The sequence below is a fragment of the Rhodococcus sp. NPDC057135 genome (assembly GCF_042670865.1).
Lineage (GTDB): Bacteria > Actinomycetota > Actinomycetes > Mycobacteriales > Mycobacteriaceae > Rhodococcus_F.
On the sequence record NZ_JBHUUU010000002.1, the window covers coordinates 434,338 to 460,411 of the forward strand.

The 26,074-nt window shown below is 63.0% G+C and carries 30 protein-coding genes; 10 read left to right on the top strand and 20 right to left on the bottom strand.

Going from position 1 to position 26,074, the window contains the following annotated elements; translation table 11 throughout:
• Window positions 1-16: 16 nt before the first annotated feature.
• The 7 genes from ACFT1A_RS04855 (at window position 17) to ACFT1A_RS04885 (ending at window position 3,972) form a co-directional block, all read left to right on the top strand.
• Window positions 17-376, top strand: coding sequence for an HNH endonuclease (locus tag ACFT1A_RS04855; RefSeq protein ID WP_378446033.1), 360 nt, complete (start codon window positions 17-19; stop codon window positions 374-376).
• On the top strand, window positions 373-777 hold the full coding sequence (locus tag ACFT1A_RS04860) for a hypothetical protein (protein WP_378446034.1): 405 nt from the start codon (window positions 373-375) through the stop codon (window positions 775-777). The genes ACFT1A_RS04855 and ACFT1A_RS04860 overlap by 4 nt, the downstream gene beginning before the upstream one ends.
• 104 nt (window positions 778-881) lie before the next feature.
• Window positions 882-1,133 carry a hypothetical protein gene (locus ACFT1A_RS04865; RefSeq protein WP_021344304.1) on the top strand — a complete coding sequence of 84 codons (252 nt, stop codon included), beginning with the start codon at window positions 882-884 and terminating at the stop codon, window positions 1,131-1,133.
• Window positions 1,130-1,462 (top strand): toxin-antitoxin system HicB family antitoxin, encoded by a 333-nt coding sequence (locus ACFT1A_RS04870; RefSeq protein ID WP_322742449.1) that lies wholly within the window; start codon window positions 1,130-1,132, stop codon window positions 1,460-1,462. Before ACFT1A_RS04865 ends, ACFT1A_RS04870 begins: the two co-directional genes overlap by 4 nt.
• A gap of 98 nt (window positions 1,463-1,560) precedes the next feature.
• A complete protein-coding gene (locus ACFT1A_RS04875) occupies window positions 1,561-1,800 on the top strand; it encodes a PLDc N-terminal domain-containing protein (protein WP_378446035.1) in 240 nt (79 codons plus the stop codon).
• 457 nt (window positions 1,801-2,257) lie between these two features.
• Window positions 2,258-3,289 carry a transcriptional regulator gene (locus ACFT1A_RS04880; RefSeq protein ID WP_378446036.1) on the top strand — a complete coding sequence of 344 codons (1,032 nt, stop codon included), beginning with the start codon at window positions 2,258-2,260 and terminating at the stop codon, window positions 3,287-3,289.
• 44 nt (window positions 3,290-3,333) lie between these two features.
• Window positions 3,334-3,972, top strand: a complete 639-nt coding sequence (locus ACFT1A_RS04885) for a prevent-host-death protein (protein WP_378446037.1) — start codon at window positions 3,334-3,336, stop codon at window positions 3,970-3,972.
• Window positions 3,973-4,105: 133 nt separating this feature from the next.
• Here the strand turns inward: ACFT1A_RS04885 and ACFT1A_RS04890 are convergent, their stop codons facing one another.
• The 9 genes from ACFT1A_RS04890 to ACFT1A_RS04930 all read right to left on the bottom strand — a co-directional run bounded on the left by ACFT1A_RS04890 (window position 4,106) and on the right by ACFT1A_RS04930 (window position 11,394).
• A complete protein-coding gene (locus ACFT1A_RS04890; protein WP_378446038.1) occupies window positions 4,106-4,888 on the bottom strand; it encodes an alpha/beta hydrolase in 783 nt (260 codons plus the stop codon).
• Window positions 4,889-5,089: 201 nt separating this feature from the next.
• Window positions 5,090-5,608, bottom strand: coding sequence for a DUF1990 domain-containing protein (locus ACFT1A_RS04895; protein ID WP_378446039.1), 519 nt, complete (start codon window positions 5,606-5,608; stop codon window positions 5,090-5,092).
• Window positions 5,605-5,964 carry a VOC family protein gene (locus ACFT1A_RS04900; protein ID WP_378446040.1) on the bottom strand — a complete coding sequence of 120 codons (360 nt, stop codon included), beginning with the start codon at window positions 5,962-5,964 and terminating at the stop codon, window positions 5,605-5,607. Before ACFT1A_RS04900 ends, ACFT1A_RS04895 begins: the two co-directional genes overlap by 4 nt.
• A 10-nt stretch (window positions 5,965-5,974) precedes the next feature.
• Complete coding sequence (locus ACFT1A_RS04905) at window positions 5,975-6,616, bottom strand: ScbR family autoregulator-binding transcription factor (protein ID WP_378446041.1); 642 nt, start codon at window positions 6,614-6,616, stop codon at window positions 5,975-5,977.
• 160 nt (window positions 6,617-6,776) lie between these two features.
• Window positions 6,777-7,676, bottom strand: a complete 900-nt coding sequence (locus ACFT1A_RS04910) for a HAMP domain-containing protein (RefSeq protein ID WP_378446042.1) — start codon at window positions 7,674-7,676, stop codon at window positions 6,777-6,779.
• A 166-nt stretch (window positions 7,677-7,842) separates the two neighbouring features.
• On the bottom strand, window positions 7,843-8,610 hold the full coding sequence (locus tag ACFT1A_RS04915; RefSeq protein WP_378446125.1) for a cobalt-precorrin-6A reductase: 768 nt from the start codon (window positions 8,608-8,610) through the stop codon (window positions 7,843-7,845).
• A complete protein-coding gene (cobM, locus tag ACFT1A_RS04920) occupies window positions 8,607-9,356 on the bottom strand; it encodes a precorrin-4 C(11)-methyltransferase (RefSeq protein WP_378446043.1) in 750 nt (249 codons plus the stop codon). The genes ACFT1A_RS04915 and cobM overlap by 4 nt, the downstream gene beginning before the upstream one ends.
• Window positions 9,353-10,636: a precorrin-6y C5,15-methyltransferase (decarboxylating) subunit CbiE gene (gene cbiE / locus ACFT1A_RS04925; protein ID WP_378446044.1), complete on the bottom strand. Its 1,284-nt coding sequence runs from the start codon at window positions 10,634-10,636 to the stop codon at window positions 9,353-9,355. Before cbiE ends, cobM begins: the two co-directional genes overlap by 4 nt.
• The gene (locus ACFT1A_RS04930) at window positions 10,633-11,394 is read right to left on the bottom strand and encodes an SDR family NAD(P)-dependent oxidoreductase (RefSeq protein WP_378446045.1); all 762 of its coding nucleotides are present in this window, start codon (window positions 11,392-11,394) and stop codon (window positions 10,633-10,635) included. Before ACFT1A_RS04930 ends, cbiE begins: the two co-directional genes overlap by 4 nt.
• A gap of 30 nt (window positions 11,395-11,424) precedes the next feature.
• Here ACFT1A_RS04930 and ACFT1A_RS04935 point away from each other — a divergent pair, with 30 nt between their 5' ends.
• Window positions 11,425-11,850, top strand: coding sequence for a PPOX class F420-dependent oxidoreductase (locus tag ACFT1A_RS04935; protein ID WP_378446046.1), 426 nt, complete (start codon window positions 11,425-11,427; stop codon window positions 11,848-11,850).
• Here ACFT1A_RS04935 and ACFT1A_RS04940 read toward each other — a convergent pair whose 3' ends face one another.
• Window positions 11,851-12,987 (bottom strand): M24 family metallopeptidase, encoded by a 1,137-nt coding sequence (locus ACFT1A_RS04940; RefSeq protein ID WP_378446047.1) that lies wholly within the window; start codon window positions 12,985-12,987, stop codon window positions 11,851-11,853.
• A 37-nt stretch (window positions 12,988-13,024) separates the two neighbouring features.
• Between ACFT1A_RS04940 and ACFT1A_RS04945 the strand changes: the two genes are divergently transcribed.
• A complete protein-coding gene (locus tag ACFT1A_RS04945; RefSeq protein ID WP_378446048.1) occupies window positions 13,025-13,990 on the top strand; it encodes a 5'-3' exonuclease H3TH domain-containing protein in 966 nt (321 codons plus the stop codon).
• Window positions 13,991-13,994: 4 nt separating this feature from the next.
• Here ACFT1A_RS04945 and ACFT1A_RS04950 read toward each other — a convergent pair whose 3' ends face one another.
• The 7 genes from ACFT1A_RS04950 to pafA all read right to left on the bottom strand — a co-directional run bounded on the left by ACFT1A_RS04950 (window position 13,995) and on the right by pafA (window position 22,591).
• Window positions 13,995-14,810: a DUF4333 domain-containing protein gene (locus ACFT1A_RS04950; RefSeq protein WP_378446049.1), complete on the bottom strand. Its 816-nt coding sequence runs from the start codon at window positions 14,808-14,810 to the stop codon at window positions 13,995-13,997.
• Window positions 14,811-14,862: 52 nt separating this feature from the next.
• Window positions 14,863-17,574, bottom strand: a complete 2,712-nt coding sequence (locus ACFT1A_RS04955; RefSeq protein ID WP_378446050.1) for a DEAD/DEAH box helicase — start codon at window positions 17,572-17,574, stop codon at window positions 14,863-14,865.
• Between the two features lie 48 nt (window positions 17,575-17,622).
• Complete coding sequence (gene tatC / locus ACFT1A_RS04960; RefSeq protein ID WP_378446051.1) at window positions 17,623-18,651, bottom strand: twin-arginine translocase subunit TatC; 1,029 nt, start codon at window positions 18,649-18,651, stop codon at window positions 17,623-17,625.
• 73 nt (window positions 18,652-18,724) lie between these two features.
• Window positions 18,725-19,000, bottom strand: coding sequence for a Sec-independent protein translocase subunit TatA (gene tatA / locus ACFT1A_RS04965; RefSeq protein WP_378446052.1), 276 nt, complete (start codon window positions 18,998-19,000; stop codon window positions 18,725-18,727).
• A gap of 134 nt (window positions 19,001-19,134) precedes the next feature.
• Window positions 19,135-20,112, bottom strand: coding sequence for a helix-turn-helix transcriptional regulator (locus ACFT1A_RS04970; protein ID WP_378446053.1), 978 nt, complete (start codon window positions 20,110-20,112; stop codon window positions 19,135-19,137).
• Window positions 20,112-21,122: a helix-turn-helix transcriptional regulator gene (locus ACFT1A_RS04975; RefSeq protein WP_378446054.1), complete on the bottom strand. Its 1,011-nt coding sequence runs from the start codon at window positions 21,120-21,122 to the stop codon at window positions 20,112-20,114. Before ACFT1A_RS04975 ends, ACFT1A_RS04970 begins: the two co-directional genes overlap by 1 nt.
• Before the next feature lie 110 nt (window positions 21,123-21,232).
• Complete coding sequence (pafA, locus tag ACFT1A_RS04980) at window positions 21,233-22,591, bottom strand: Pup--protein ligase (RefSeq protein ID WP_230815667.1); 1,359 nt, start codon at window positions 22,589-22,591, stop codon at window positions 21,233-21,235.
• Between the two features lie 144 nt (window positions 22,592-22,735).
• On the opposite strand from pafA, the gene ACFT1A_RS04985 reads away from it, so the two are divergent.
• Window positions 22,736-24,154 (top strand): phosphatase PAP2 family protein, encoded by a 1,419-nt coding sequence (locus ACFT1A_RS04985; protein WP_378446126.1) that lies wholly within the window; start codon window positions 22,736-22,738, stop codon window positions 24,152-24,154.
• An 18-nt stretch (window positions 24,155-24,172) separates the two neighbouring features.
• Here the strand turns inward: ACFT1A_RS04985 and prcA are convergent, their stop codons facing one another.
• Genes prcA through ACFT1A_RS05000 form a run of 3 tightly spaced genes read right to left on the bottom strand, consistent with a single transcriptional unit; the run spans window position 24,173 to window position 26,006 of the window.
• A complete protein-coding gene (prcA, locus tag ACFT1A_RS04990; RefSeq protein WP_378446055.1) occupies window positions 24,173-24,940 on the bottom strand; it encodes a proteasome subunit alpha in 768 nt (255 codons plus the stop codon).
• Entirely contained in the window at window positions 24,937-25,815 is an 879-nt protein-coding gene (gene prcB / locus ACFT1A_RS04995) for a proteasome subunit beta (RefSeq protein ID WP_230815669.1), read from the bottom strand. Before prcB ends, prcA begins: the two co-directional genes overlap by 4 nt.
• On the bottom strand, window positions 25,812-26,006 hold the full coding sequence (locus ACFT1A_RS05000) for a ubiquitin-like protein Pup (RefSeq protein WP_003944925.1): 195 nt from the start codon (window positions 26,004-26,006) through the stop codon (window positions 25,812-25,814). The genes prcB and ACFT1A_RS05000 overlap by 4 nt, the downstream gene beginning before the upstream one ends.
• Window positions 26,007-26,074 lie beyond the last annotated feature (68 nt).

Below are 26,074 nucleotides of genomic sequence, written 5' to 3' on the forward strand. Positions count from 1 at the left end.
GCGATAGCATGGCGTCATGCCCGTCAACCGGACCCGGAAAGCCAGATACGCGCGCAAACGCAAACGCCGAATGGATCTGGTGGAGCACGACCTGTCCGTCGAGCAGTGGTCCGCGCTCAAAGCGGCCTGGGGTGGCTGCGCGTACTGCGGCGAGCCGGACGAGTCGCCGCAGCGTGACTGTGTGCTGGCGATCTCCCGCGGTGGGCGCTACACGCTCGACAACATCGCACCGGCGTGCCGCTCGTGCAATGCGAGCAAATGCAACAGCGAGGTCACTCTCTGGTTGCGGCGCAAGGGGTATGACGAGAAGGCCTTCCTCCTGCGCCACGCGGAGATAGGTATGGAGATGAGGGCGCAGTTCTCGGAGCAGTCGTGACGACTCCGCACGAGTTGCGCCCGATCCTCGACGAGTTGATGGAGTTCGAACCTCTGTTTCACCGAACTCGAGTAGCGATGTCACGAGACGAGTTCGATGCGGTCGTCGACCCGGAGTTCCGGGAGATCGGAGCCTCCGGTGCGCGATACACCTGCGATTACGTGCAATCGGTAGTCGCGAGCCGGCGACTCCGCGGCGAAGTGAACGACGCCGCCGAACTCGGGTGGACGGTTGACCGGCCAGCGCTGAGCCGGATCGCGCCTGACACGTATCTGGTGACGTACCGGCTGGCGCAGGCGCATCGTGTCACCGAGCGATCATCCATCTGGCGGTTCGCCGAGAATCGATGGAGCGTGTTGTTTCATCAAGGCACAGTCGTCGAAAGTGGTTTGGAAGCGTGAACAGCTCCACCTCCGCCTCGGGAGAGAGAATTGCACGGTGTAGGCACTTACACCTTGCGCACTCCGCTGACCCACGGTGATACTAGATGCAGTATCAATATTGCATGGGGAAGAGAGACAAGCTGCTCGCGCAAATGCGGACCGCGCCGCAGAACGTCACCTACGACGAACTGTTCGCACTCTGCATCGATGTCTTCGGCCAGGCCAGGCAGAACGCTGGGTCTCACGCCAAGTTCCAGACGCCGTGGCCGGGACCACGCATCAACATTCAAAAGGGTTCGGGCGGTAAGGCCAAGCAGTACCAGGTAGGGCAAGTTCTGGCAGCAATCGAACGCATGGAAGGAGAATCGCCGTGATCCCCGCAGTGGAGCACTACACATACCGAGTCGAGTGGTACGAACCCGACGGAGAGTTCCTGGGAACCTGCACGGAGTTCCCTGGCCTGTCGTGGCTCGCGGATACCCAAGCAGCCGCGCTCGACGGCATCCGTACAGCGGTGGCCGAGACGCTCGAGGACATGGCAGAGACAGGTGAGCAGATCCCCGAACCGCTGAGCGAGCGCGGATATTCGGGCAAGTTCCAGGTCCGGATCACCCCGACTTTGCACCGCAAGCTGGCACGCGCCGCCGCCGAGGAAGGGGTTTCCCTCAACGCGTTGATCTCCGAACGTCTCGCGTCCGCGTGATCGACGGGGTACCGAGGGATCGTCGATCTCGCAGTAAGCCCAAGAGTTGGAGCGTGTTATTCCAATCAAGTCGCAGAAGTTGAAAGGGGTCTGGAAGCATGAACGAATCGACCCCCAACTCCACCATTCCGCTTTGGATGGACATCACCTTCACCGCCTTCGTTCTTGCCTGGATCTTCATCACGATTAGCGCGCTCGTGGCGATCGTGCGCACTGACTTCGAACGCTCGGGCGGCAAATTCTGGTGGTCGGCACTGGTGATCGCGGTGCCTGTACTCGGTGCGCTCGTCTGGTTACTGTTCGGTCGACCCCCGCGTGACTCCAGGTCCCGAACCTGATCTACACCGACGGCCCGGCAGTAGTCTGAGTGCGGTCCGATGCAAACGCTCTGCGCGCATCAAGGGAGAGCAGTGAGATGAGACCGCTTCGATACTCGATTAACGTCACCCTCGACGGCCGCTCCCAGAGGGGTCGGTTGGAATGCCGAGCTCATGCAAGGGTCTGCGCGAGCGCATCCAGCTCGAGCTTGTCGATCGCCACGAGTTCCGGTCGGGCGCAGTCGCCATGCGATACCAACCAACGCAGGTATCGACTCGAGTACTCAAGTAGCTGCGCACATTCAAACAATCTCGGTAACACTGGCGCTTACCTCCGCATGCCGCTCAACCTTTGTGCTGCCCACGAGCGGGGTATGGCGAGGATGCGACACATATGGCAGCGCCGAGATCGAGTCAGCACCGGCTTGTTCGGTGTTCGGTATTGACCGAACACCGAACAAGCTGAGACGATACACACGTGAACAACAAAGCTTCCGCCGTTGAGGCTTTCGTGATCGACGCCTTCGCAGAATTGGGCATCGACGCCCAATCGCCCATCGGCGAACCCGACACCGGCATCGACCTGGTTCTTGATCCAGACGGCCTTGCCGTCCCGATCCAGATGAAGTATCGGTCCCTGGTCACCGACCAGGTTGCCGAACGTCTTCTCACCGAAAACCAGTCCCCGGAGACGACATTGTTCGTCGTATCCGACCGACTCACCGAAACCGCGCGCAGAATCCTTGTCCAGCGACGCTGCGGCTACCTCGACCTCCGCGGACGCCTCGCCCTACGCACAGGCAGCGTGGTCATCGACGCCGAAGTCAAAGCGCTCCAGAAACGACTTGAACGGTCGGAAGCACTCAGTGGCAAGGCAGGCCTCGAGGTCGCAGCTTCAGTACTCATGCGTCCCGAGCGAACTATCGCGGTGCGTGAGCTCGCGCGGGAGTTGGGCCGTTCCCCCAGCACGGTCTCGGAGATACTCGCTGCCCTGCGCCGCGACAATTTCGTCGACGCGAAGAACATGCCGACGAGCACCGACCTGTTCTGGCAGGTCGCCGAGCGCTGGCCGACACCACGCGTTCATCTGGCCGCGCTCCCGTCCCCGGGCGATGCAACTTTGGTGCGACCGCTGCGGCTCAATCTCGACACTATCGAGAACGAACCGGGTTGGGCTTTGACCGACTCCGCTGCTGCCGCTATGTACGGCGCGCCTTTGGCATTCCGCTCAGACCAAACCCTCGACTTCTTCGTCCCCGACTCCTCGATCGTCCGGCGCGCTACTACCCTGCTGGGAACTGCAGCCTCTGCTATGCAGGCGAAGGCCACCTTGCGGGTCGCGCCTGTACCCGCGGTCGTAAACCACCGCGTCGATTTCGACGCCAACCCGCTCGAATGGCCCCTCACACATCCGTTGTTCGTCGCACTCGATCTCGCCCAAGACGCCGGACGCGGCCGGGAGATCTTGGACGCATGGACACCCGACGACCGGTGGACCCGTGTCTGGTAGCCGAGTTACGTTTGCCGGTGATGCGATGGCCGCCGTAGTTCAGGGTGTTGTCGAGGTCCGCGCACTGCTCGGCGGGCCACCTGTCATCGTCGGCGGACTCGCTCGGCGACATCCCCCAACTCGAAGTCCTGCGTGCTGCCGACGGCGCCCAGGCTGTCGAGCCGGCAGCCGTTCTACTTCCCACGCCATACGGGTCAGTGAAAGTAGACGTGCTCGAAGTCCGTCAGATCGAGATCGACCACCCCAGCGACGATCCTGGTGATCGTCTCCACGCTTCAGCGCACGCGTGGGCCAACGACAGCGCCAGTGACATGACCATTGCGGTGATCCGGGCCCACAGCAATATCGTCGAGGTCACCACGCCAGTCGCCGAGCCAGGTCCACTGATCGCGATGAAACTTCAGGCGGTGATGAATCGTTCCGGAGACAAGCAAGGCACTGATCTTCTCGACATCGTGCACCTCGCGCTGGACGCAGCCACCCGGCCCGCCGCGATGGCGCAAATCAGCTCCATCGACACTTCCATTGCCCGCGACATCGCCCTTCACGTCGATCTGTGGTTCAAGGAGAGGCGAGAGCAATCTCTCCAGCGGATCCGAGCAGCGGGCGACCGAGATATCGCCACCGACGACCTCGATCTGGTCGCCGAATTGCTAACTGATGCAACAGATCATCGACGCTGACGGCGATCGTAGTCTACTCACCGAGTGGGGTGTTCTCCCGGTTGGTCAGCGTCTAGTGGGTCGGGGTGGTCACGGCGGATTGGTCGGTCCCGTATCGGCGTCCGACACCGCCGGGCGCCGATACGTGTTCACGTCAGCTCACGGAAGCGCCAACGCTCCCGCCGAGGTGGCGAGCGAAGAACCGTGCCGAACTGTCGCGCTCGTAGGCGGGCACCGGATAGTGCCTGCCCGAATAGGCGTGCAGTGTCTTCTCCTCCGAGCCGAAGGCATCGAACAACGCGACCCCTGACGCGCGGTCGTAATCCTTGTCGTCCCAAGGGATCCGGTACTCGACCGGGACAGTAAGCCTTCGTGCAGCCTCGAGGAGGAAGACGTCGACAAAAACTCCACCGAAGCTCACGGCAGCGATCCTGGGTTCGACCGGGGCCAACATCAGCCCGGTCACGACCCCTAACGACACGCCGCCGAAGCCGATCGGAGCATCGGCGTTGATCTCGGGCAGCGCTTGCAGGGCGTCCAGGGTCGCCTGCCATTCGGGCACTGCACGCTCCGCCAGCGACCGGTTGTACTCGACGATGATCGGGGCGATCGGCTCGCGGGCCGCCCGGGCCTGATGGATCGCCTCAACCCACTGTTCATCCTGTGTGTTCCGCAGCCGGTCGCCATGTCCGGGCGCGTCGATCGCGGCGACCGTGAACCCGTGCGAACTCACGCTGTGGAGCGCACTGGCAACCAATCCTGGTGCCTTCTTGTGCATGCCGCCGGAGTGCCCGGACAGCAGTAGTGCTGATGCGACAGATCCGGATGCGGGTGACCAGAGGACACCGGTGATGTCGTCCAGAACGAAATGGCGTTCGACGACACCGTTCGACGTTGTCTCGGAAATGAATTCGATGGTCTGAGAATTGGATTGCATGGTGTTACCTTTCGGGATTGCCTACGCGAGGCGCTCCCGGCGACACCTACGTCAATCGCCGATCCGTGAACACGAGTGGGAGCACCCACATGGTTACTGCGTTCATGGGTCTCACCTCCTGGCGTGTTGTCACGGTCTCGCACAAGCTATCAACCCGAACCGAAGCCCGTCCAATCATTTTCCGACCCACCGATCCGAGGGTCATACTCGTGATCGGTCGACGCTCTCGCGGACGGCACGGATGTAGCGGCGCGTGACAAACGCCTGTACTCGACGTCCGATCGGAGCGCCGAGACGCACCCACCACGTTCCAGGCTTGGAGAACGCCACGATCTCGATGCGAACCTCTTTGCTGCTCTCGTCGAACTGGACGACAAACAGTTCTTCGCCGCATTCGGGGTGGCCGGCGCGGGTTCCGTACGCGAATCCCTTGCGATTGGGTTCGTCGATGACGTAGACGATTCGAACTGGGATCGACACCGGACCGAGTCCGAAAGTCGCATCTTGACCCGCCGCCGCGGTCGGGGCTGCCGCCCGGACGGTCAAACCAGCTCCGCGGTGCATTCCCCAATTCGAGACGGTCTTGGCTGCGACCTCGAAATCCTCACGTCCGAATCCGACCGTCGCACTCTCGTGAACGTGGTGATAGCCGGCGGGGAGAACGCCGGACGTTGCGCCCACCTCGAGGTACGTCAGCCCGCCCGGGCCGGAAGCCGTCATTGGTCGCGTCGGTGGCTGAGGATGTTGATCACGTGGCCATCAGGGTCGGCAGCGAAGAACCTGCGCACACCCCACGGCTCCTCGGTGACGGGATAGACGATGGTGTCGCCGCGCTGCACCGCGGCCTCGTACGCCGCGTCGAGATCGTCCACCTCGACGGAGACGTCCGGTACTACGGGCGCGTGAGCGTCGTGCGTCATGACGCTGATCTGCAATGACGGATCCGTCGGCGAAGCCAACGTCACGATCCAGCCGTGATCCATCACAACTTCGAGGCCCAGCACTTCGGTGTAGAAGCGCTGCGCGGCCTCGAGCGAACTACTCGACAGATCCGAAACAATCCGCGTGACGGTCATGTCCCGCAGGCTACGCCGCCGCCGGAGTCCACCGCGACTTGACGAGGCGCTCGATGTCGCCGGAAAGTTCGTCGCTGACGATCCCCGGAAGCAGGATCTGCCACATCTCGTCGACGCGATCCGGAAGATCCGAGCGTCGGGTGAGAACGTTCGAAACCAGCTGTACCCCGGTGAATGCCGAGGGCATGAACCTGCCGAACGATTCTGCACTGACCGATTTTCGGATTTCACCTTGCGCCTGAGCTCTGGCGGTGAGATCGGTGATTGCCGAGATCCATTCGGCGTACGGTTCCACCGGCCCCTCGTACGTGCTCAGTTCCAGCGTGAGGCGAATGCCCGCGCGAACGATCGGCTCGTCGACAATCTGGCGTGCCATTTCGTGCGTGAGCATGATCATCTGTTCCAACGGGTCCTTGCCCGTCGCGGAAATCGCCTGCACCGATTCGATCGAGAGTCGATGCTGTTCGGCAATGATGAATTGCGCGAGCTCGTCCTTCGACGCGAAATGGAAATACAACGCGCCCTTGGTAGTACCGGCCCCCGAGACTATGTCGGCCATGCTGGTGCTGCCGTAACCAGTCTTCTCGAACTGCGCGGCCGCGCCGGCAACGATTTGCTGCCGAGTCAGCTCGGCGCGTGCTTGCTTGACCACTGAAACCCTCTCGTCCCTCCAAAGGCCCCCACCCAGCAAACCCCACGGTTCGCGCCACACTCCAGCTATACCCAGAAACTTCGCAATTGCCCCACATTACCAGTGCTCCTTCTGCTGCATCAATTCCGAATGCAACAAAAGTGCTGGTCAGACGTCCGATTTAGAGGGAATCTCCTCTCCCCAACGTACTTTCGTCAACCCGCGCACGGTCCACCAACTCTCCGACGAGGAGCGTCAACTCCATCATCTGGTCGGTGATTTCCTCACGCAACTGCGTTGCATCTGCTTCGGAAATCGCGCCGGACTTGGTATCGAAGGACATCAACAACTCGATATTGGTGCGCAGCGCAGTCAACGGAGCCAGAAGGTCCTGGCCCGCTTCGGTGATCAGACTTCTCTGACGTGCCCGCGATTCCGACAACGTCCCGAGCATCCGATTGAAACTAACTGTCAACGACGCCAACTCGTCGTCACCGGTCACCGGGATCGGCGCAAGATCATCCGTTTCGGCAACCCGCCGCGTCGCCGCAGTGAGTCGCGCAACCGGCCGTAATCCTGTGCGAGCCACCGCATCTCCGGCAGCGTAGGCCAGCGCGATCCCAGCAGCACCCAGAGCCGCCAACACCACCGCAAGCCGCTTGAGCACCGAACGTGTCGGCCCCAAGGATTGGGCGACAACCAAAGTCTGCCCGGCAACCGAGGGCTCGACAAGAATTCGATACGCGTCGACGGTTGCGATTGTCTGCGACGAATTGCCGTCGGCGATCGACCTGATGGCGTCCGCGCTCGTGCTGAACGGCGGCAGACCCGGAGTTGCCGTCACCAAAGCACCGTCAGCAGTGAGAAGCCCCACCGCCTGGATAACCGCTGTATCCGCGCCGGCCGTCAATCCCAGAACCGGTGTGACACCGCCGAAATTGACGGTGTCGGTGATCGCATCACTCGTGCGCTCGAGTTGCCGGTCGACGTTGCCCTGCAAATACGCGTTGAACACGATGTACACCGCCGACGCCGACACGATCACCGCGATCGCCACCAGGCCTGCGGTCAGCAATTTCACGCGGGCATGGAGCGTCCGCACATGAATTCCCGATGGTTTTCGACGGCTCATTCCGGGAACCGACACTCTCATGCGCGGTCCCGCAGTGCGGCGTCGAAAGATCCCAACATCCCTCCAGTATGGGCACGGAACCTTAGACGAACCTGAAGCGAACGCGAAGCTCGCCTCATGGCCCCGATCCCCCGCCGAAAGCCGTGAGCCAGTTCACCGCCGCGGCTTCGGTGTCGAATGCCTGGGCGGCCGCCGGGATCGGCGGTCGCTCGACGACGATGACCGGGATCGACAGTTGCCTGGCTGCGGCGATCTTTGCGTACGTCTGCTCGCCGCCACTGTTCTTGGTGATCACGACGTCGATGCCGTGAGTTCTCATCAGGTCGACTTCTGCTTCGACGTCGAATGGGCCACGTGCGAGCAGCAATTGCGAGCGAGGCGGCAAGGTCCCAGAAGGCGGATCGATCGAGCGCACGAGAAACGAGACGTCATTCACGCGGTCGAACGCCGCGACACCTTGCCTCCCGATCGTCAAGAATGCGCGTGAGCCGAGCGTCGGCACCAAGTCTGCGGCGTGATCGAGATCGCGTACCGGAAACCACGTGTCGCCGGGACGTTCACGCCATGGCGGGCGTCGGTACATGGCATACGGAACGGAATTCGCGAGGCACGCTTCGAAAGCATTTTGAGTGATGCGAGCAGCAAACGGATGCGTGGCGTCGAGCACTGCACCAATATCATTGGCCGACAACCACTCCGAAAGCCCTTCGGCTCCCCCGAACCCGCCGATACGCACTTCGCCCTCCGGCCAGCGAGGATCACGAACCCGGCCGGCCAGCGATGTAACAACCTCGAGGTCGGCTGAACCGGCCAACCGAGATGCGATCGCTCGGCCCTCGCCCGTGCCTCCGAGTAGGAGTACGCGACGACTCGTCGGGGTCAGTGTGTGCTTCTCTCACGCGCCGCCGAGTAGAGGTAGCTGTCCGGAAATCCCTCCGCCGTCAACACTCGGCCGACGATCACGACGGCTGTCTTCGTGATGCCGGCCGCATGAACGAGTTCGACGATCGTCTTCAAAGTGCCTCGAACAACGATCTCCTCGGGCCGCGAGGCGAAGGCGACCACCGCAACCGGGCAGTCCTCGCCGTAATTGTCGGCCAACTCGGATGCGATCTGTTCGATGCGATGAGCGCCGAGGTGGACCACCATCGTCGCGCCGCTGCGGCCGAGGGACCGCAGATCCTCGCCCTCCGGCATTGCCGTCGACAAGGTGGAGACTCGGGTGAGAACAATGGTCTGCGAGACGCCTGGGACAGTCAGCTCACGCCCCAGCGCGGCTGCTGCCGCGGTAAATGCAGGAACACCGGGAATCATGTCGAAATCGACTCCTGCGGCGTCCAGACGACGAGCCTGCTCGGCCACCGCACTGAAGATCGACGGATCACCGGAATGCAGGCGCGCGACGTCCAGTCCGGCCGAATGCGCTTCGACAAGGATCGCGGTGATCTCGTCCAGGCTCAGGCGAGCAGTGTCCACGACCTGAGCGCCTACCGGGCACCACTCGAGCAACTCCGCTGGAACAAGGCTGCCTGCGTACAGGCACACCGGGCTCGCCGCGATGATGCGCTGCGCGCGGACAGTGATGAGATCTGCCGCACCGGGGCCCGCACCGATGAAATGGACGGTCATTGTGTGGATTCCTCCGGCGTATCTGTGTCTGCGCCTGCAGACGGCTGACTTTTTGTGACGGACCATTGGACCACCGGAAGTTGCGGTCGCCAAACGTTGAACGTGCCCAAAGGCTCGGCGCGCTGCACCTGAAAGCGTCGCAGTGTCCCACCATGGCGACTCATCCAGCCGAGCAGCAACGACTCGGACTCGGCGGTCACGGCGTTGGCGACCAGACGGCCACCCACGCTCAACTGTTCCCAGCATGCATCGAGCATTCCCGGTTGCGTGACGCCGCCGCCGACGAACACCGCATCGGGTCGGCGGATCTCATCCGCAAACGCCTCCGGCGCAGCCCCTTTCACGTTCAACGCTGGAACGCCGAGATTGCGCGCATTGGTGCCGATCTGTGCAACGCGGCTAGCTACCTTCTCGAATGCTGTTGCGCTACAACGCGGGTGGGTCCTCATCCACTCGACCGCAATGGTTCCCGAACCGCCGCCCACGTCCCAGAGGTGTTCTCCCGGCGCCGGAGCGAGCGCACACAACGTCAACGCACGGATCTCCTGTTTGGTCATCTGACCGTCTCCGATATAAGCAGCATCCGGTAGACCCGGGATTCGAGTCAGCCGTATCGGAATCTCCGCCGAGATGCACTCGACGGCGAGAACGTTCAACGCGTCCACGTCCTCGTCCGCGTGATCCCACTCGTCTGCGACGGTGACGGTCCGCGATTCGTCGGCTCCACCGAGCTGGGCCAGCACGGTCACGATCGATCGACCGAACCCCGCGCCGGACAACAGCCTCGCCACCTCCCCCGGAGTCGAGCGCCCGTTGCTCAGAACGAGCAGGCGCGCACCGTCGGTCACGGCGGCCAACACGGTCGCCGAGTCTCGGTTGACCAGGCTCACGACGTCGATCTCGGCCGATGCCCATCCCATCCGCGCGCTCGCCAATGCCACCGACGACGGGTGGGAAATCACCCGCACGTTGTCCGCGCCGAGCAGCCGCACCAAAGTCACCCCGATCCCATGGAACATCGGGTCACCGCTCGCGAGTACACACACTCTGCGATCGGCGCTCTCGGCGAACATCGACGGCAAGGCCGGAATCATCGGAGACGGCCAGGTCAGTCTGGTGTGCGCTCGCCGTGCCCCGAGATGTGTCGTCGGGACCAAGTCCAACTGGCGAGGTGACCCCATCAGGACCTCCGCGCCCAGAACCGCGCCCTTTGCGCTCTCGGACAGCCCTTCCCAGCCGTCGGCACCGATACCGACGATCACCACCGGGTGTGTGGTCATCGCGGCATCCGGCGCCAGATCGTCTGAGGCAGAAGCCGCATGACGAAGAACACCGGCTGCAGAATTCGCGGTACCCACACTCGCGTCGCCCCGGAATTCAGTCCCCGTACGACGGCGTCGGCGACCTGCGACGGGGTGCTCGACATCGGGGCAGGCGACATTCCCTCGGTCATCTTGCCGGTGACAAAACCGGGCCGTACCAGCATCAATTGGACACCCGAACCGTGCAGTGCGTCGCCGAGGCCACTGGCAAACCCGTCCAAGCCGGCCTTTGCGCTCCCGTAGACATAGTTGGCGCGGCGAACCCGAACGCCGGCGACGGACGAGAACACCACGATTTTTCCGCTTCCCTGTCGGCGCATGATCTCCGCGAGGTGAGTAAGGATGCTGATCTGAGCCACGTAGTCGGTGTGCACCACTGCTACCGCGTGCGCCGCGTCGGATTCGGCACGCGCCTGATCGCCGAGAATTCCGAAAGCCAGCACGGCAACCGAAATCCGGCCGTGCTCGGCGACCACGGCGCCGAGGAGGTCTCCGTGAGTGTCCACGGCGTCGGCGTCGAACTCGACGGTGGAGACGTCGATCGCGCCGGCGTTCTCGAGCATCTGCTTCTGCTCCGACAGCTCTCCGCTGCGTCTGGCAGCCAGAACGATGTTGCGGCCCGGCGCGAGCCTCACCGCGATCTCGAGGCCGATCTCACTTCGTCCGCCGAGGAGCAGCACTGTCTCGATGTCATTCACGTTCGCACCCGCAGTCACCGCTCCAGTGTCCTGGATTACCGTCGTGGCATGACGCTCACCCCCTCCACCACGCCATCGTCGCAGCAGACTCTCACCGAAGACGGGTTGAAGTTCGTCGGCGAATACCACCTCGCGACACTCACGACGTTGCGTCCGAACGGCACCCCGCACGTCGTCGCCGTCGGATTCACCTGGGATCAGGAAGCCGGAAAGGCGCGCGTGATCACCAGCGGTGGTTCGCAGAAGGCGATCAATGCCGCCCGGGGTGGATACGCCGCCGTCAGTTCGGTCGACCGTGGCCGCTGGCTCACGCTCGAGGGGCCGGCACGCGTGCTCACCGACGCGGACTCCGTGGCCGACGCCGTTCGGCGTTACGCCGAGCGGTACCGCCAGCCACGGGTCAACCCCGCGCGTGTGGTGATCGAAATCGACGTCACACGCATACTCGGGTCCGCGGCGTTCAAGGAAAGCTGATCAGTCGAGGACCGTCAGGCCGTGCGGACGGTTGTTGAACGACTCGCAACCGTCGGCGGTCACGACGACGATGTCCTCGATACGGGCGCCCCAATTGCCGCGGAAGTAGATTCCCGGTTCGATGCTGAACGCCATACCTTCGACGAGTTCGATGGTGTTGCCCTCGACGATGTAGGGCTCCTCGTGCACGGACAACCCGATACCGTGACCGGTGCGGTGGACAAATACCTCCGCAAGACCCTGTGCGGCAAGCACTTCGCGGGCGGCAACGTCCACGGATTCTGCGGATACTCCCGGCCGCACCGAATCGACAGCAGCCTGTTGCGCCGCTTCGAGTACCGCGAACTGTGCTGCTACCTCGGCGGACGGCTGCCCCATGCTGTACGTGCGGGTGGAGTCCGAGTTGTATCCAGGCTCGACCGGTCCACCGATGTCGATCACCACGACGTCACCGCTCTCGATCACCCGGTCCGAAACCTCGTGGTGCGGATCGGCACCGTGTGGGCCCGATCCGACGATCACAAACGCGGCCTCGGTGTGCCCCTCTTCGAGGATCGCGGCCGAAATCGCCTCACCTACTTCGTCTTCCGTGCGGCCGACGATCAAGAACTCCGCCATGCGAGCGTGAACCCGATCGATCGCCGCACCAGCCCGTCGCAACGCCTCGATCTCGGCGTCGTCCTTGACCATCCGCAATTCACGCAACACTCCGGTGGCGAGGATCGGCAACGCACCCAACGTGTCTGCGAGCGGGATCAGATGCAGCGCGGGCATCGCATCGGTCACCGCAACCTTGGCGCCGGCCGGAAGTTGCGCCGCCACAATCGCATACGGATCGACGCCGTCGACCCAGTCGAGGACGGTCAACCCGAGATCGCCCACCGCCGATTCCTTCAGCGACGCCAACTCCAAGCGAGGAAGCACAACGGACGCCTTCGCCGTGTCCGCGGCGATGACCAACGCGGTCAAGCGCTCGAACGAGTCAGCCCGAGAACCCGTCAGGTACCGCAGATCCGGACCGGGAGTCACCACCAGACCGTCGAGACCTGCTGATCGAGCCAACTCGGCGGCACGAGCGATACGTGCGCCGTACACGGCGCTGGAGAATCGGGAATCCTGTTCGGCTGGAGACGTCATGGCTTACAGGTTAGTGCCGACTGGCAGGATGGTGACCATGAGTGGGCCATTGCTTCTCCTCGACGGTGCCAGCCTGTGGTTTCGTGCGTTCTACGCACTGCCCGAGTCATTCGTCGACCCCGACGGCAGACCTGTCAACGCGGTGCGCGGATTCACCGACATGGTTGCTTCCCTGATCACCAAACACCAGCCGAGTCGTCTCGCGGTGTGCCTGGACTTGGATTGGCGACCACAGTTCCGCGTCGACGCCGTTCCGACGTACAAAGCGCATCGCGTCGAGGAAGGCTCTGACGGTTCGTCCGAGGAAGTTCCGGACACGTTGACACCTCAGGTCGACATGATCATGGACGTGCTCGCAGCAGCGGGTATCGCGACGGCGGGTGCTGTCGGCCTCGAAGCCGACGACGTGTTGGGAACGCTTGCCGCTACCGAGCGCGAGGATCTCACCGTCGTCGTCAGCGGTGACCGCGACCTTCTGCAGGTCGTCACCGACGAGTACGTGCCCGTTCGTGTCCTCTACGTCGGCCGCGGTTTGTCCAAGGCGGAACTGTTCGGACCGGTCGAGGTCGCCGAGAAGTACGGGGTACCCGGAGACCGTGCGGGCGAGGCATACGCCGAACTCGCGGTACTGCGCGGAGACGCCTCCGACGGTCTACCCGGCATCAAGGGTGTCGGTGAGAAGACTGCGTCGACGCTGATGCTCCGCTACGGCTCGCTGGCCGGACTTCGTGCGGCCGCGGCTGACCCCGAATCCGACATGGCCAAGGGAATTCGCGCGAAGCTCACCTCACCAGAGGCAATGGCATACCTCGACGCTGCGTTGCCGGTGGTACGAGTCGTTCGCGACGCGGACGTTCAGTTTTCGAAGGACGACCGACTCCCGGCGACCCCCGTCGATCCCGCACGCTTCGAGGAAGTGGCCGCTTCGCTGAACATCGAACGCTCGGCCGGCCGACTTGCCGCCGCGCTGAAGGCTGCGGCGGCAGGCCGTTCCGACCAGTAGAGCGTCAGCTCGGGCGGCTGACCTCGTACGTGCCGTTGTCGTCGACAAACGTCACGGTCACGTTCGACTTCACGCCCGCGATCGAGAGCGTGCAGGTGAACTTGTTGCCTGACTTGACTTCCTGGTCCGCGGGGCACTGAACATTGCTCACGTTCTTTGCCCCGTAGGACTCGGTGACGATCTTCTCGACGCCGGCCTGAGCCGCGCTCTGATCGAGTGTGTTCTTGCCGAATACACCGAACACCAGGGCAACCACGACAGCCGCCAGAACAACGAGAACACCGATAGCACCGAAGATCAGGGGCTTCTTCGACTTACCCGCCTGGTTTCCGGGCGCACCGGGACTCGGGAACGGCTGAGCCTGGTTCCACTGGTTCTGTTGTCCCGGAGCTTGGCCGGGTGCTGTGGCGCCCCACGCCTGCTGAGGCGCGGCAGCAGGAGGCTGACCCCACGCCTGGGTTGCATCCGGTGCCTGCTGTTGCCCGGGCTGACCCCACGGCTGAGCCGGAGGTTGTTGCTGAGGCTGGCCCCACGGCTGTTGCTGACCAGGCTGCCCCTGGCCTGGTTGCTGGGGCTGGCCGTACGCAGGCTGACCACCCGGCTGACCAGGCTGACCGTAGGCAGGCTGGCCCCAAGGCTGTTGCTGACCGGGCTGCTGTTGCGGCTGACCCCACGGCTGTTGCTGGCCGGGCTGCTGACCAGGCTGCTGTTGTCCGCCCGGCTGCTGGGGATTCTGCCCCCACTGCTGCTCGTTCGGCTGCTGCTGATCACCAGGACCCCATTGCCGATTCGGATCGTTCGGTCCGTAAGGCCCGCTCATGTTCGCCTCCCACTCGAAATACCAGTCTGCGAATCAAACCACATAGTTGCGGTCATGCTGCGTCGACAGCAACTACCCCGCGACGAATCGCAGCTACCGCCCGCGCCGCGGTCTTCGCCACGTCGGCGTCCGTCGATGTCAGTCGGACCTGATCGAGGAGATCGATCACCTGACGACACCACCGGACAAAATCACCCGCAGACAGCGCGCGGCCTTGCACTCCGGCTGCGATCAGAGCGTCGACCAGCGAATTTTCACTAGCCCAGTGGTAAACGGCAGTGACGAATCCGAGATCGGGTTCGCGCGTCGGCGGCAGTTTGTGGCGAATTTCGTCCGACCGCAGTTCACTCCACAGTCGTTGAGTGTCGTTGAGCGCGTGACGAAGTGCCGCAGTCGGCACCCGATCGACCGTGTCGCCGTCTCGACGTGATTCGTAAACCACCGAGGACACGACTGCTGCCAGTTCGGCCGGGCTGAGACCTGTCCACGCACCGGTCCGCAGGCACTCGGCGACCAGAAGGTCGCTTTCCGAATAGATGCGACTGAGTCGTCGTCCGGATTCGGTGACTTCGGGCGCTGCTTCGGCAGTCATGTACTCACGCTCTTTGAGTAGCGCGATGATTCGGTCGAACGTGCGCGCCAACGAGTTGGTGGTGGCCGCGGCCTTTTCCCTCATCGCCTGTGTTTCGCGGGCCAATCGGTTGTAGCGCTCACTGATCCGGCTCAGATGTTCGCGATCGGGCCAGCTGTGGCACGGATGCGAGTGAATAGCGCGTCGCAAAGTAGCGACCTCGGCGTCTTCGGACGCGCCCGCCTTGTGACGCTTCTTCCGCCGAGGGGCGCTGATTCCGGTGCTACGCAACGCCGAGGCCAGATCGCGCCGAATCCGGGCGGTGTGGTGATCTACATGCTTGGGTAGGCGCATCTTTCCCAGGACCTCGGCTGCTTCCGGGAAATCACTCGAGGAGAGTCGGCCGGCCCACTGATCGGCAGTCAGAACCAGCGGACGGGGGTCTTTCGGATCGTTGTCGGGGACGAGGACCACGGCCACTCCGGAATGACGACCGATGGGAATCGCGATCACGTCACCGCGGGTGAGTGCACGGAGGGACTCCACCGCATCTTCGCGGCGATCCTCGCGGCCCTTACGTTCGAGCGCCCGCTCGCGCGCACTGAGCCGCTCACGCAACGACGCGTATTCGAAGTACTCGCCGTCTGCACCACCGAGTTTCTCCTGCAAACCCTTCAGTGCTTCTTCGTTCCGCTCGATGCCACGCACCAGGCCGACCACCGAGCGGTCCGCTTGGAACTGAGCGAAGGAACGCTCGAGCAGCTTGCGTGAATCGGCCGCTCCCATGCGCTCGACGAGGTTGATCGACATGTTGTACGAGGGGCGGAACGAACTGCGGAGCGGGAACGTCCGTGTCGACGCCAAACCGGCGACATCCGTCGGCTCGACCCCGGGCTGCCACAGGACCACAGCGTGTCCTTCGACGTCGATACCGCGTCGGCCGGCTCGGCCGGTCAGCTGCGTGTACTCGCCCGGCGTCAGTTCGGCGTGTGACTCACCGTTGTACTTGACCAGGCGTTCGAGCACCACCGTGCGTGCCGGCATGTTGATACCGAGCGCCAACGTCTCGGTCGCGAAGACTGCTCGCACGAGGCCCTTGACGAACAGTTCCTCGACTGTCTGGCGGAATGCCGGCAGCATGCCCGCGTGGTGGGAGGCGAGACCGCGTCGCAGTGCCTTGCACCAGTCCCGATATCCGAGGACTTCGAGATCTTCCTCGGGTAGTTCCCCGGTGTGCTTCTCGATGATGGTGTCGATCTCGCGAACCTGCTCCGGCGAAGTGAGATCGAGTCTGGACCGCAGGCACTGTGCAAGTGCCGCATCACAACCGGCGCGGCTGAAGATGAAAGTGATCGCCGGGAGCAGTCCGGACTGATCGAGTTGAGCGATGACCTCAGGTCGCGGCAAGGGCCGGAAATCGTTGGAACTCTGGTAGCTGCCACGCCGTCCACGGCCACGCGGCTGCCAGCTCTCGACGCGTTCGAGCGCCTGACGCTGCTTGACGTGGCGAACCAGATCCTGGTCGACGAGTACGGTCTTCGGCCCAGCGGCGGGATGACTACGACTGTCGAAGAGATCGAAGATCCGTCGACCGACCATGATGTGCTGCCACAGCGGGATCGGCCGCGTCTCGTCCACGACCACGGTGGTGTCGCCGCGGACGGTTTCCATCCAGGCGCCGAACTCTTCGGCGTTGCTCACGGTCGCCGACAAGCTCACCAGGCGAACATCCTCGGACAGGTGCAGGATCACTTCCTCCCACACCGCCCCGCGGAACCGGTCGGCCAGGTAATGCACTTCGTCCATGACGACGTGCGAAAGCCCGCGCAGTGCCTCGGAGTTGGCGTAGAGCATGTTCCGCAGGACTTCGGTGGTCATGACGACCACCGGTGCGTCGGAGTTGATGCTCGAATCACCCGTCAGCAGGCCGACCTCGCTCGCGCCGTAGCGCTCGACGAGCTCTGCGTACTTCTGATTGCTCAATGCCTTGATCGGCGTCGTGTAGAAACACTTGCGGCCGGCCGCGAGAGCCAGGTGGACAGCGAACTCGCCGACCACGGTCTTGCCTGCGCCGGTTGGTGCACAGACAAGGACACCGTGGCCCGCTTCGAGCGCAACGCATGCCTTCACCTGGAATGGATCGAGTTCGAACTTCAGGCTGGACGCAAACGTGCTCAGTTCACTCTTGTTCATAACCACCTCGTCAGGGTTTCATACGCCGCCGACGTGGTGGCACGGCGCTCAGAGAGTGTCAGTGAAATCCTGGCCTGGTGCGTTGTCGCCGGCGGTGTCGGATTTCTTCGCGGCCGGAGCCTTGGGCTTGGACTTACGTCCGAACAATCCACTCGATTCGGCCTTGGGTTTGGTCGGATTGTCGAAAGCCTCGTTCAGATCGGACGGAGCCGAGATGGAGGAAGCTTCCTCGTCGGAGATTGCTCCCCAGTCTTCACCGGATCGCTTGGCCTTACGTTTGTCGTTGAGGCGAGCGATCTGGACCGCGACCTCGAAGAGAAGCGTCAGGGCCAATGCGAGCGCCAGCATCGAGAACGGATCCGAACCCGGGGTGGCAACTGCGGCAAAGACGAACAGCCCGAAGATCAATCCTCGACGCCAGGCCTTCAAACGCTCGTACGTCAGAATGCCGGCAAAGTTCAGTACGACCACGAGCAACGGAATCTCGAAGCTGACACCGAAGATCAGCAGCAGATTGATGATGAAGCCGAAGTACTCCGAACCACTGAGCGCGGTGATCTGGACGTTGTCGCCGATGGTCAGGAGGAAGTGCAAAGCCTTTGCCACGACGAGGTACGCCAGGATCGCGCCGAGGATGAACAGGGCAGCACCGGCGGTGACGAATCCGACCGCGTATCGACGTTCCTTTGCGTAGAGGCCCGGGGTGATGAATGCCCACAGTTGGTACAGCCACACCGGGCAGGCAAGGACGATACCGGCGGTGAGCGCCACTTTGAATCGCAGCATGAACTGCTCGAACGGCCCGGTCGCCAGCAATCGGCACGCGTCGTCGGTGCTGAGGTTGGCGCGACTCTCGGACGGAAGCTCGCAATACGGTCCGCGAAGCAGGTCGCCCAGGCTCTCGAAGCCGAGTATCGAGTGTGAGTACCAGAAGAAGCCGAACGCCGTGGTGATGATCACGCCGAGGAATGCGAACAACAAACGAGTCCGCAATTCGTACAGGTGGTCGACCAACGACATGGTGCCGTCTGGATTGACCTTCCGCTTGCGGTTACGCGGGTCTAACGGAATACGCACTGTGCATCCTGGTCTTGGTCAGCAGACAACCGGGGTGAACGAATATTTCACCCCGGCTAGAACGCAGTGTGTACTAGAGCGGCTTGACTTCGGTCGGCTGCGCAACAGGTGCTGCTGCACCGTTTGCGACCACCGCGGTGTTGGCCGTCGGCAACTGTGCCGGAGCAGGCTGTGCGACCGGCGCGCTTGCAGGCGCCGAATCGTCGTTCTGCATTTCCTTGACTTCGCTCTTGAAGATGCGGAGGGAACGACCCAAACCGCGTGCTGCATCGGGAAGCTTCTTCGACCCGAACAGAATTACGACGACAACAGCGACAATCAGCCAATGCATCGGCTGCATTGCACCCATAACGACCTCCCATGATCAGATTCCTCGATGCTACCGGACACAACCGGCGCTCGGAGCTGTCAAAGCACTTACTTCAGCTACCTTTTACCTGTTTGTTTCCTGCGAACTCACTGAGGGTGAAGTTTCCTGAAGTTTTACGAACCGATTACGTCGTACGCGTCGAGTGCCGCAACGGCCCGATCGTGTACTTCGGAGACCAATTCCGGCGGATGCAGGACCCGAACACCCTCACCGAACCCGAGGACCAGCCTTGCCATCCATTCGAGAGTTCCGAAACTCATCGTCGCCTCGACCGACCCGTCGTCGTTCACGTGCACGACGTCCATCGGGTAGTAGTCGAGCATCCACACCCATTCTTTGGTGATGAACAACCGTGCTTCCGGAAGCGAACCGTCGCCGCTGAACAACTCGAGATTCGAATCCTCCTCGAGGGCTTGTGGCGGAGGATCGGCAGGTTCGTCGAGTTGGACTGCTGCGTCGATCCGATCGAATCTGAACAACCGCACCCCCTCGGCTTGGCGACACCAGGCCTGGAGGTAGCTGTAGTTGTCGACCAACACGATACGAACGGGATCGACGATGCGCTCCGAGACCGCGTCTCGCGAAGCCGAGTAATACGTCAATCGAAGGGCGGTCTTGTCAGCGAGCGCGGCTCTGACCGTCGCGGCGATCGGGTCTTCGGCGATATCCGGAGCCGGCGAAGTACTGCGATCTTGGCCGACGGCTCGCGCCGCGGCCGAGCCTGCTGCGTCCTCGATCTTCGCGATAGCGCGCTGGGCCGAAGACGGATCGACCATGCCCGGCATTTCCACCAATGATCGAAGCGCGATCAGCAATGCAGTCGCTTCCGTGGAGGTGAGGCGCAACGGGCGATCGATTCCGGCCGAGAACGTGACCTCGATGCTTTCCTCCGAGAAGGACAAGTCGATGAGATCGCCCGGACCGTAGCCGGGCAGTCCACAGACCCACAGCTGATTGAGGTCGGTCATGAGTTGCGTGGTGCTGACACCGAGTTCCTCGGCAGCCTCGACGGGACTGATGCCCGGATTCGCGATGAAGTACGGCACGAGGTTGAGCAGCCGCGCCAACCGAGATGACAGTCGATTGCTCATCAGTTCTCCCCCTGTCCGTCATTGCCGATGATCGGGCTCGCCGCGGCGCGCAGCTTCGCGACGACTTCCGCACGCAAATCCGGTGGGTCCAACACCAGTGCATCCACCCCATGTCCGGCGATCAACCGAGCGGTCCACTCCCAGGATCGGACGGGGATGGACAGCACGCTGCCGTCGCGATCGGTCAACCGCCGATCGGACGACGCCGTCGCAAGCCGGCGAAGCTCGTGTGCGCGACCGTCTGCGACCCACACCGTAGCGGTCCCGGTCACCACGCCCGACCCGGTCACCCGGTCGACGACCTCGCGAAGATCGACACCCTCGGGTTTGTGGACCGATCCGGCGGGCCCGAACTCCCTGACGTCGTCACCGATCCGGGAGAGCCGGAAGGTTCTCACCGCATCACGGTCGACGTCGTGCCCGACCAGGTACCACTTGCCGTTGTGCGTGACGACGCCCCACGGTTCCACAGTGCGTTCGGTGAACGGTTCGTTCAATGCGCCGCGGTGCTGAAAATGAACTGCTCGGCCGGCGTCGACCGCTGCAAGCAGCTTTCCGAGGGCGGGCTCCGAGCCGCGGGTGCGTGCGGGAATCGCAGTCACCGGTGCGGCACTGACTTCTGCGTCGACCTGCACGCCGGCTGCTCGGAGTTTGAGCAGCGCACTCTGGGCTGCCGAAATAAGTTCCGGAGATTCCCACAACTGCACTGCGACGGCGACGGCCGCAGATTCCTCGCTGGTGAGGTCCACGTCCGGAAGCTCGTAGGCATTGCGATTGATCCGGTACCCCTCGACCGTCGAGAACCGTCCTGCCAGACCGGTTTCCAAAGGGACACCCAGGTCACGAAGTTCGTTCTTGTCGCGCTCGAACATGCGACTGAACGCTTCGTAGTTCGCGGAATCGTTGTACCCGGCCACACTGTCGCGGATTTTCTCCGCCGTGAGGAACTGTCTGGTGGACAGCAATGCGATCACCAGGTTCATCAACCGCTCGATTTTTGATGTCGCCACGCCGAAATCCTAGTGGCTATCCGATAACCGAACGCGCGCCGGACACTTTCGTGCCCGGCGCGTCGCCGCAAAACAGACCTGCCGTCTTGTACATCTCGAAAATGAGTGACCTACATCGAAGCGATCAAACGCTCGACACGCTCGTCGACAGAACGGAACGGGTCCTTGCAGAGCACAGTTCTTTGCGCCTGATCGTTGAGCTTGAGGTGAACCCAGTCGACCGTGAAGTCCCGGCCGGCGGCCTGGGCTGCGGTGATGAAGTCCCCCCGCAGCTTGGCGCGGGTGGTCTGCGGCGGATTCTCGACGGCCTCGTCGATCGTCTCGTCCTCGGTGACCCGCTTGACCAAGCCTTTGCGCTGCAGCACGTCGAAGACGCCGCGGCCACGTTTGATGTCGTGGTAGGCCAAGTCGAGCTGCGCGATCTTGGGATCGGACAGATCGAAGCCGTGACGGTCCTGGTAGCGCTGGAACAGCTTGCGCTTGATGACCCAGTCGATCTCCGTGTCGACCTTCGCGAAATCCTGAGCTTCGACGGCGTCGAGGGTACGACCCCAGAGATCGACAACCTGCTCGACCTGCGGGTCCGGTTCGCGGTTACGCAGATGTTCGACTGCCTTGGAGTGGTACTCGCGCTGAATATCGAGAGCACTGGCCTGACGTCCACCGGCCAGCCGGACAGGCTTCTTGCCGGTCACGTCGTGGCTGACCTCGCGAATGGCACGAATCGGGTTGTCCAGGGCGAAATCGCGGAACGAAACTCCGGCTTCGATCATTTCGAGTACGAGTGCTGCAGAACCGACCTTGAGCATCGTCGTCGTTTCGGCCATGTTGGAATCGCCGACGATCACGTGCAGACGGCGGTACTTCTCGGCGTCCGCGTGCGGTTCGTCGCGAGTGTTGATGATCGGGCGCGAGCGAGTGGTCGCCGACGAGACGCCTTCCCAGATGTGTTCCGCACGCTGCGAGAGGCAGAACGTCGCAGCCTTCGGTGTCTGCAGCACCTTGCCGGCGCCGCAGATCAACTGGCGCGTGACGAGGAACGGCAACAAGACATCCGAAATCCGGGAGAACTCCCCGGCGCGCGCGACGAGGAAGTTCTCGTGGCATCCGTACGAGTTTCCGGCCGAGTCGGTGTTGTTCTTGAAGAGGTAGATGTCGCCACCGATCCCCTCCTCGGCGAGTCTCGCCTCGGCGTCGATCAGCAGTTCTTCGAGCACACGCTCACCGGCTCGGTCGTGATTGACCAACTGGATGAGGCTGTCGCACTCGGCCGTCGCGTACTCCGGGTGCGAACCCACATCCAGGTACAAGCGGGCTCCGTTGCGGAGGAAGACGTTGGAGCTGCGACCCCACGACACGACACGACGGAAGAGGTAACGAGCAACCTCGTCGGGGCTCAGTCGCCTGTGCCCGTGAAAGGTGCAGGTAACGCCGAATTCCGTCTCGATACCCATGATTCGTCTCTGCACACTTCGACAGTACAACCAGAATGCGAGGTTCACCCCTGTACTTCGATCGCGTCGTAAGTCACGACTCGACAACGTCGGGCGGCGGCATAGTGTGACGGTGTGAGCCTTATTCGCCGAAAAGTTGTCCGAAGCGACGTCAAAGTCATGGAAAGCACTGGAGCACTGCGCCCTTCCGTGCTCGACCCGACCATGCGGTTTCTCTCCAGAGCGGCCGATCACGGCGTTTTGTGGATGGTCGTCGCCGCCTTGCTCGCGCTGATCGGTGGCCGGCCCAGGAGGGCCGCGGCACGTGGGATGCTCGCACTTGCCGGTTCGAGCGCGCTGGCCAACGGCATACTCAAGCCCCTGTTTCCCCGGCGGCGCCCACCGGCGCGTGTCTGGCTGAGCCCGAAGCGAGGAGTCGACATTCCGACGTCGTCCTCGTTCCCCTCCGGTCATTCGTCATCAGCGGCGGCATTCACCGCGGCAGTGGCCATGGAATCCCCGGTGGCGGGCGCGGCCATCGCACCATTGGCCGCAGCGGTCGCGTACTCACGCGTTCACAACGGAGTGCACTGGCCGTCCGACGTGTTCGCCGGCCTCGCGGTTGGCGGCGCAATCGCTGCCGGCACACGACGTTGGTGGGCGGTGCGCGACGAAGAGCCAGCCGAACTCGGACCCGAGTGCGTAGTTCCCGCACTCCCTCGGGGAGAAGGCTTGTTGGTCTTCACCAATCCGGGTTCCGGCTCCGAGGACGACGGGATCGTCGAATCGATTCGAGAATCACTACCGGCAGCGGTCATCTACGAATTCGACGCCGACATCGACTTCGACATGCAGATCGACGCCAAGATCCCCGAACTCTCGCCGAAGGCGTTAGGCGTATGCGGAGGCGACGGAACAGTGGTCACGGTCGCGACCGCGGCAACAAAACACGACCTACCCCTTGCGGTTTTTCCCGGCGGAACGTTGAACCATTTCGCCCGTGACGTCGGCGCGGTGAACGTCGAGGAGACCGCGCAGGCAGTCGAGTCCGGGCAGGCCGCATTTGTCGACCACGCTGTGGTGCGCACGGATTCCGGCGTGACTGCACGCTTTCTCAACACCGCCAGCCTGGGTGGATACCCGGACGCCGTGCGGCTGCGGGAGAAGTGGGAACCGCGATTCGGGAAGTGGCCGGCCGCGGGCGCCGCAATGATCCGTGTTCTCGCGGCGGCGGAGCCGATGACTGTCACCATCGACGGGAAGCGGAGCACCATCTGGATGCTGTTCGTCGGAAACGGGCGATACTCCCCCGCTGATCAGGTGCCGATGTCGCGTCCGGAGATGAACCGTGGACTACTCGACGTCCGCTATCTGCGCGCGGACAAGAAGTTCTCGCGCTCACGTCTTCTGTTTGCGGCTGCCACAGGAACATTGGGCAGCTCGCGGGTCTACGTTCGTGAACTCGTGTCGTCGATGTCGGTGCGGGTGGCCGATTCACCGGTAGCCATCGCCACCGACGGTGAAGTGGTGGCAGACGCGCGCCGGTTCGATTTCGACACCGAACCGGGCGCGGTGGCCGTCTACAGAATCACGCAGTAACTCCCAGACCTGCAGTAACTACGAGGGTGCGTCGCCCTTAGCCGGCGGCGCATCCTCAGTCGCTGCCGGAGCTGGAAGCATCTCTTCCAAAACCGTTCCAGCGATTCGTTTGAACGCGCGGCGTGGACGGTTGCTGTCGAGGACGGCCACCTCGAGCGCACTCACATCGAGTGTTCGTGGTTCCGCCTCAGTGGTTCCGGCCGGTGCCGGGCCACCCTTTTGAAGCGCCCCTACCGCGATCCGCACTGCGGATTCGAGGTCGAGGTCTCGCTGGTACGACTCACGCATCGCCGTCACGATCGGTTCGGTTGTACCGCCCATGACGACAAATTCCTGCTCGTCCGCGATGGAACCGTCGTACGTGATCCGGTAGAGCTGAGCCGGCGTACTGCTTCCGAAGCGGCCGATCTCGGCAACGCAGATCTCGACCTCGTACGGCTTGGGCTGCTCGGTGAAGATCGTTCCCAACGTCTGCGCGTACGCATTGGCGAGGGAACGCCCCGTGACATCCCGACGGTCGTACGAGTACCCGCGCATGTCCGCGTGCACGATGCCCGCACGGCGCAGATTCTCGAACTCGTTGTACTTGCCCACTGCAGCAAATCCGAGACGGTCGTACAGTTCGCTGACCTTGTGCAGCGCCCGCGACGGATTCTCCGCGACAAAGAGAACTCCGTCGCGGTAGGTGAGAACGACGACGCTGCGTCCGCGGGCAATTCCTTTGCGCGCCAATTCCGAACGATCGCGCATGATCTGTTCGGCTGATGCGTAGTACGGCATCGTCATAGCGCAGACTCCCCTTCCGGACTCGCGGTCGCAGTGCGAGCCGCGACGATCTCCCTGGCAATCTCGGCAGCCCGCGTGGTCGACAACTCCACCGCGCCGGCGGAGGTGATGGTGACCGCTGTCGGATAGATCCCGCGTGTCAGATCGGGACCACCGGTAGCCGAATCGTCATCTGCTGCGTCGTACAGCGCTTCGACTGCGAATCGAAGTGCAGTGTCCTCGTCGATTCCCGGGGAATACAGCTTCTTGAGCGCCGATTTTGCGAACAGAGAACCCGACCCGACTGCGTGATATCCAGCGCGCTCCTCGTATCGCCCACCGACGACGTCGTAGGAGACGATCCGGCCGGCCGTTGACGGATCGACCGCGTCCAAGTCGTAACCCACCAGCAGCGGCACGACCGCCAATCCCTGCATCGCTGCGCCGAGATTTCCGCGAACCATCGACGAAAGTCGATTGGCTTTACCGTCGAACGTGAGTGGGACGCCTTCGATCTTCTCGTAATGTTCGAGTTCGACTGCGAAGAGCCGAACCAGTTCGATTGCGATCCCGGCCGTTCCGGCGATACCCGCAGCCGAGTAATCGTCGGTGACGTACACCTTCTGCACGTCACGGCTGGCGATGAGGTTGCCCATCGTCGCTCGGCGATCACCGGCGAGCAGAACACCACCCGCATAGCTGATCGCGACGATGGTGGTGCCGTGCGGAGCTACGTCTCCCCCGCCCATGACAACACCTCCTGTGTCGGCGAAGCGGTTCTGCGGAAGGTGCTCCGGCGCATGCACCCGAAGGTATTCCGAGAATGACGACAGATTCGAGCCGAAGCTCAACCGTGTGTCCCCGTCTGTGATCCGGGGCGCGCGATCCACCGTCACTGGCCGCCCTTCTGGACATAGGCGCGGACGAAGTCCTCGGCGTTCTCTTCCAACACGTCGTCGATCTCGTCGAGCAGGTCGTCGGTTTCTGCAGCCAGCTTCTCGCGACGTTCCTGGCCGGCACTGCCGTCGCCACCAGTGGTTTCGTCGTCTTCGCCGCCACCGGCACGCTGCGTCTGTTCTTGAGCCATCGCCGTCGACCTCCTTGTGTGAAGGGAGCTCTCGCGAGCATCCTGTTCGGCCCAGCAGAGTCGGTAAC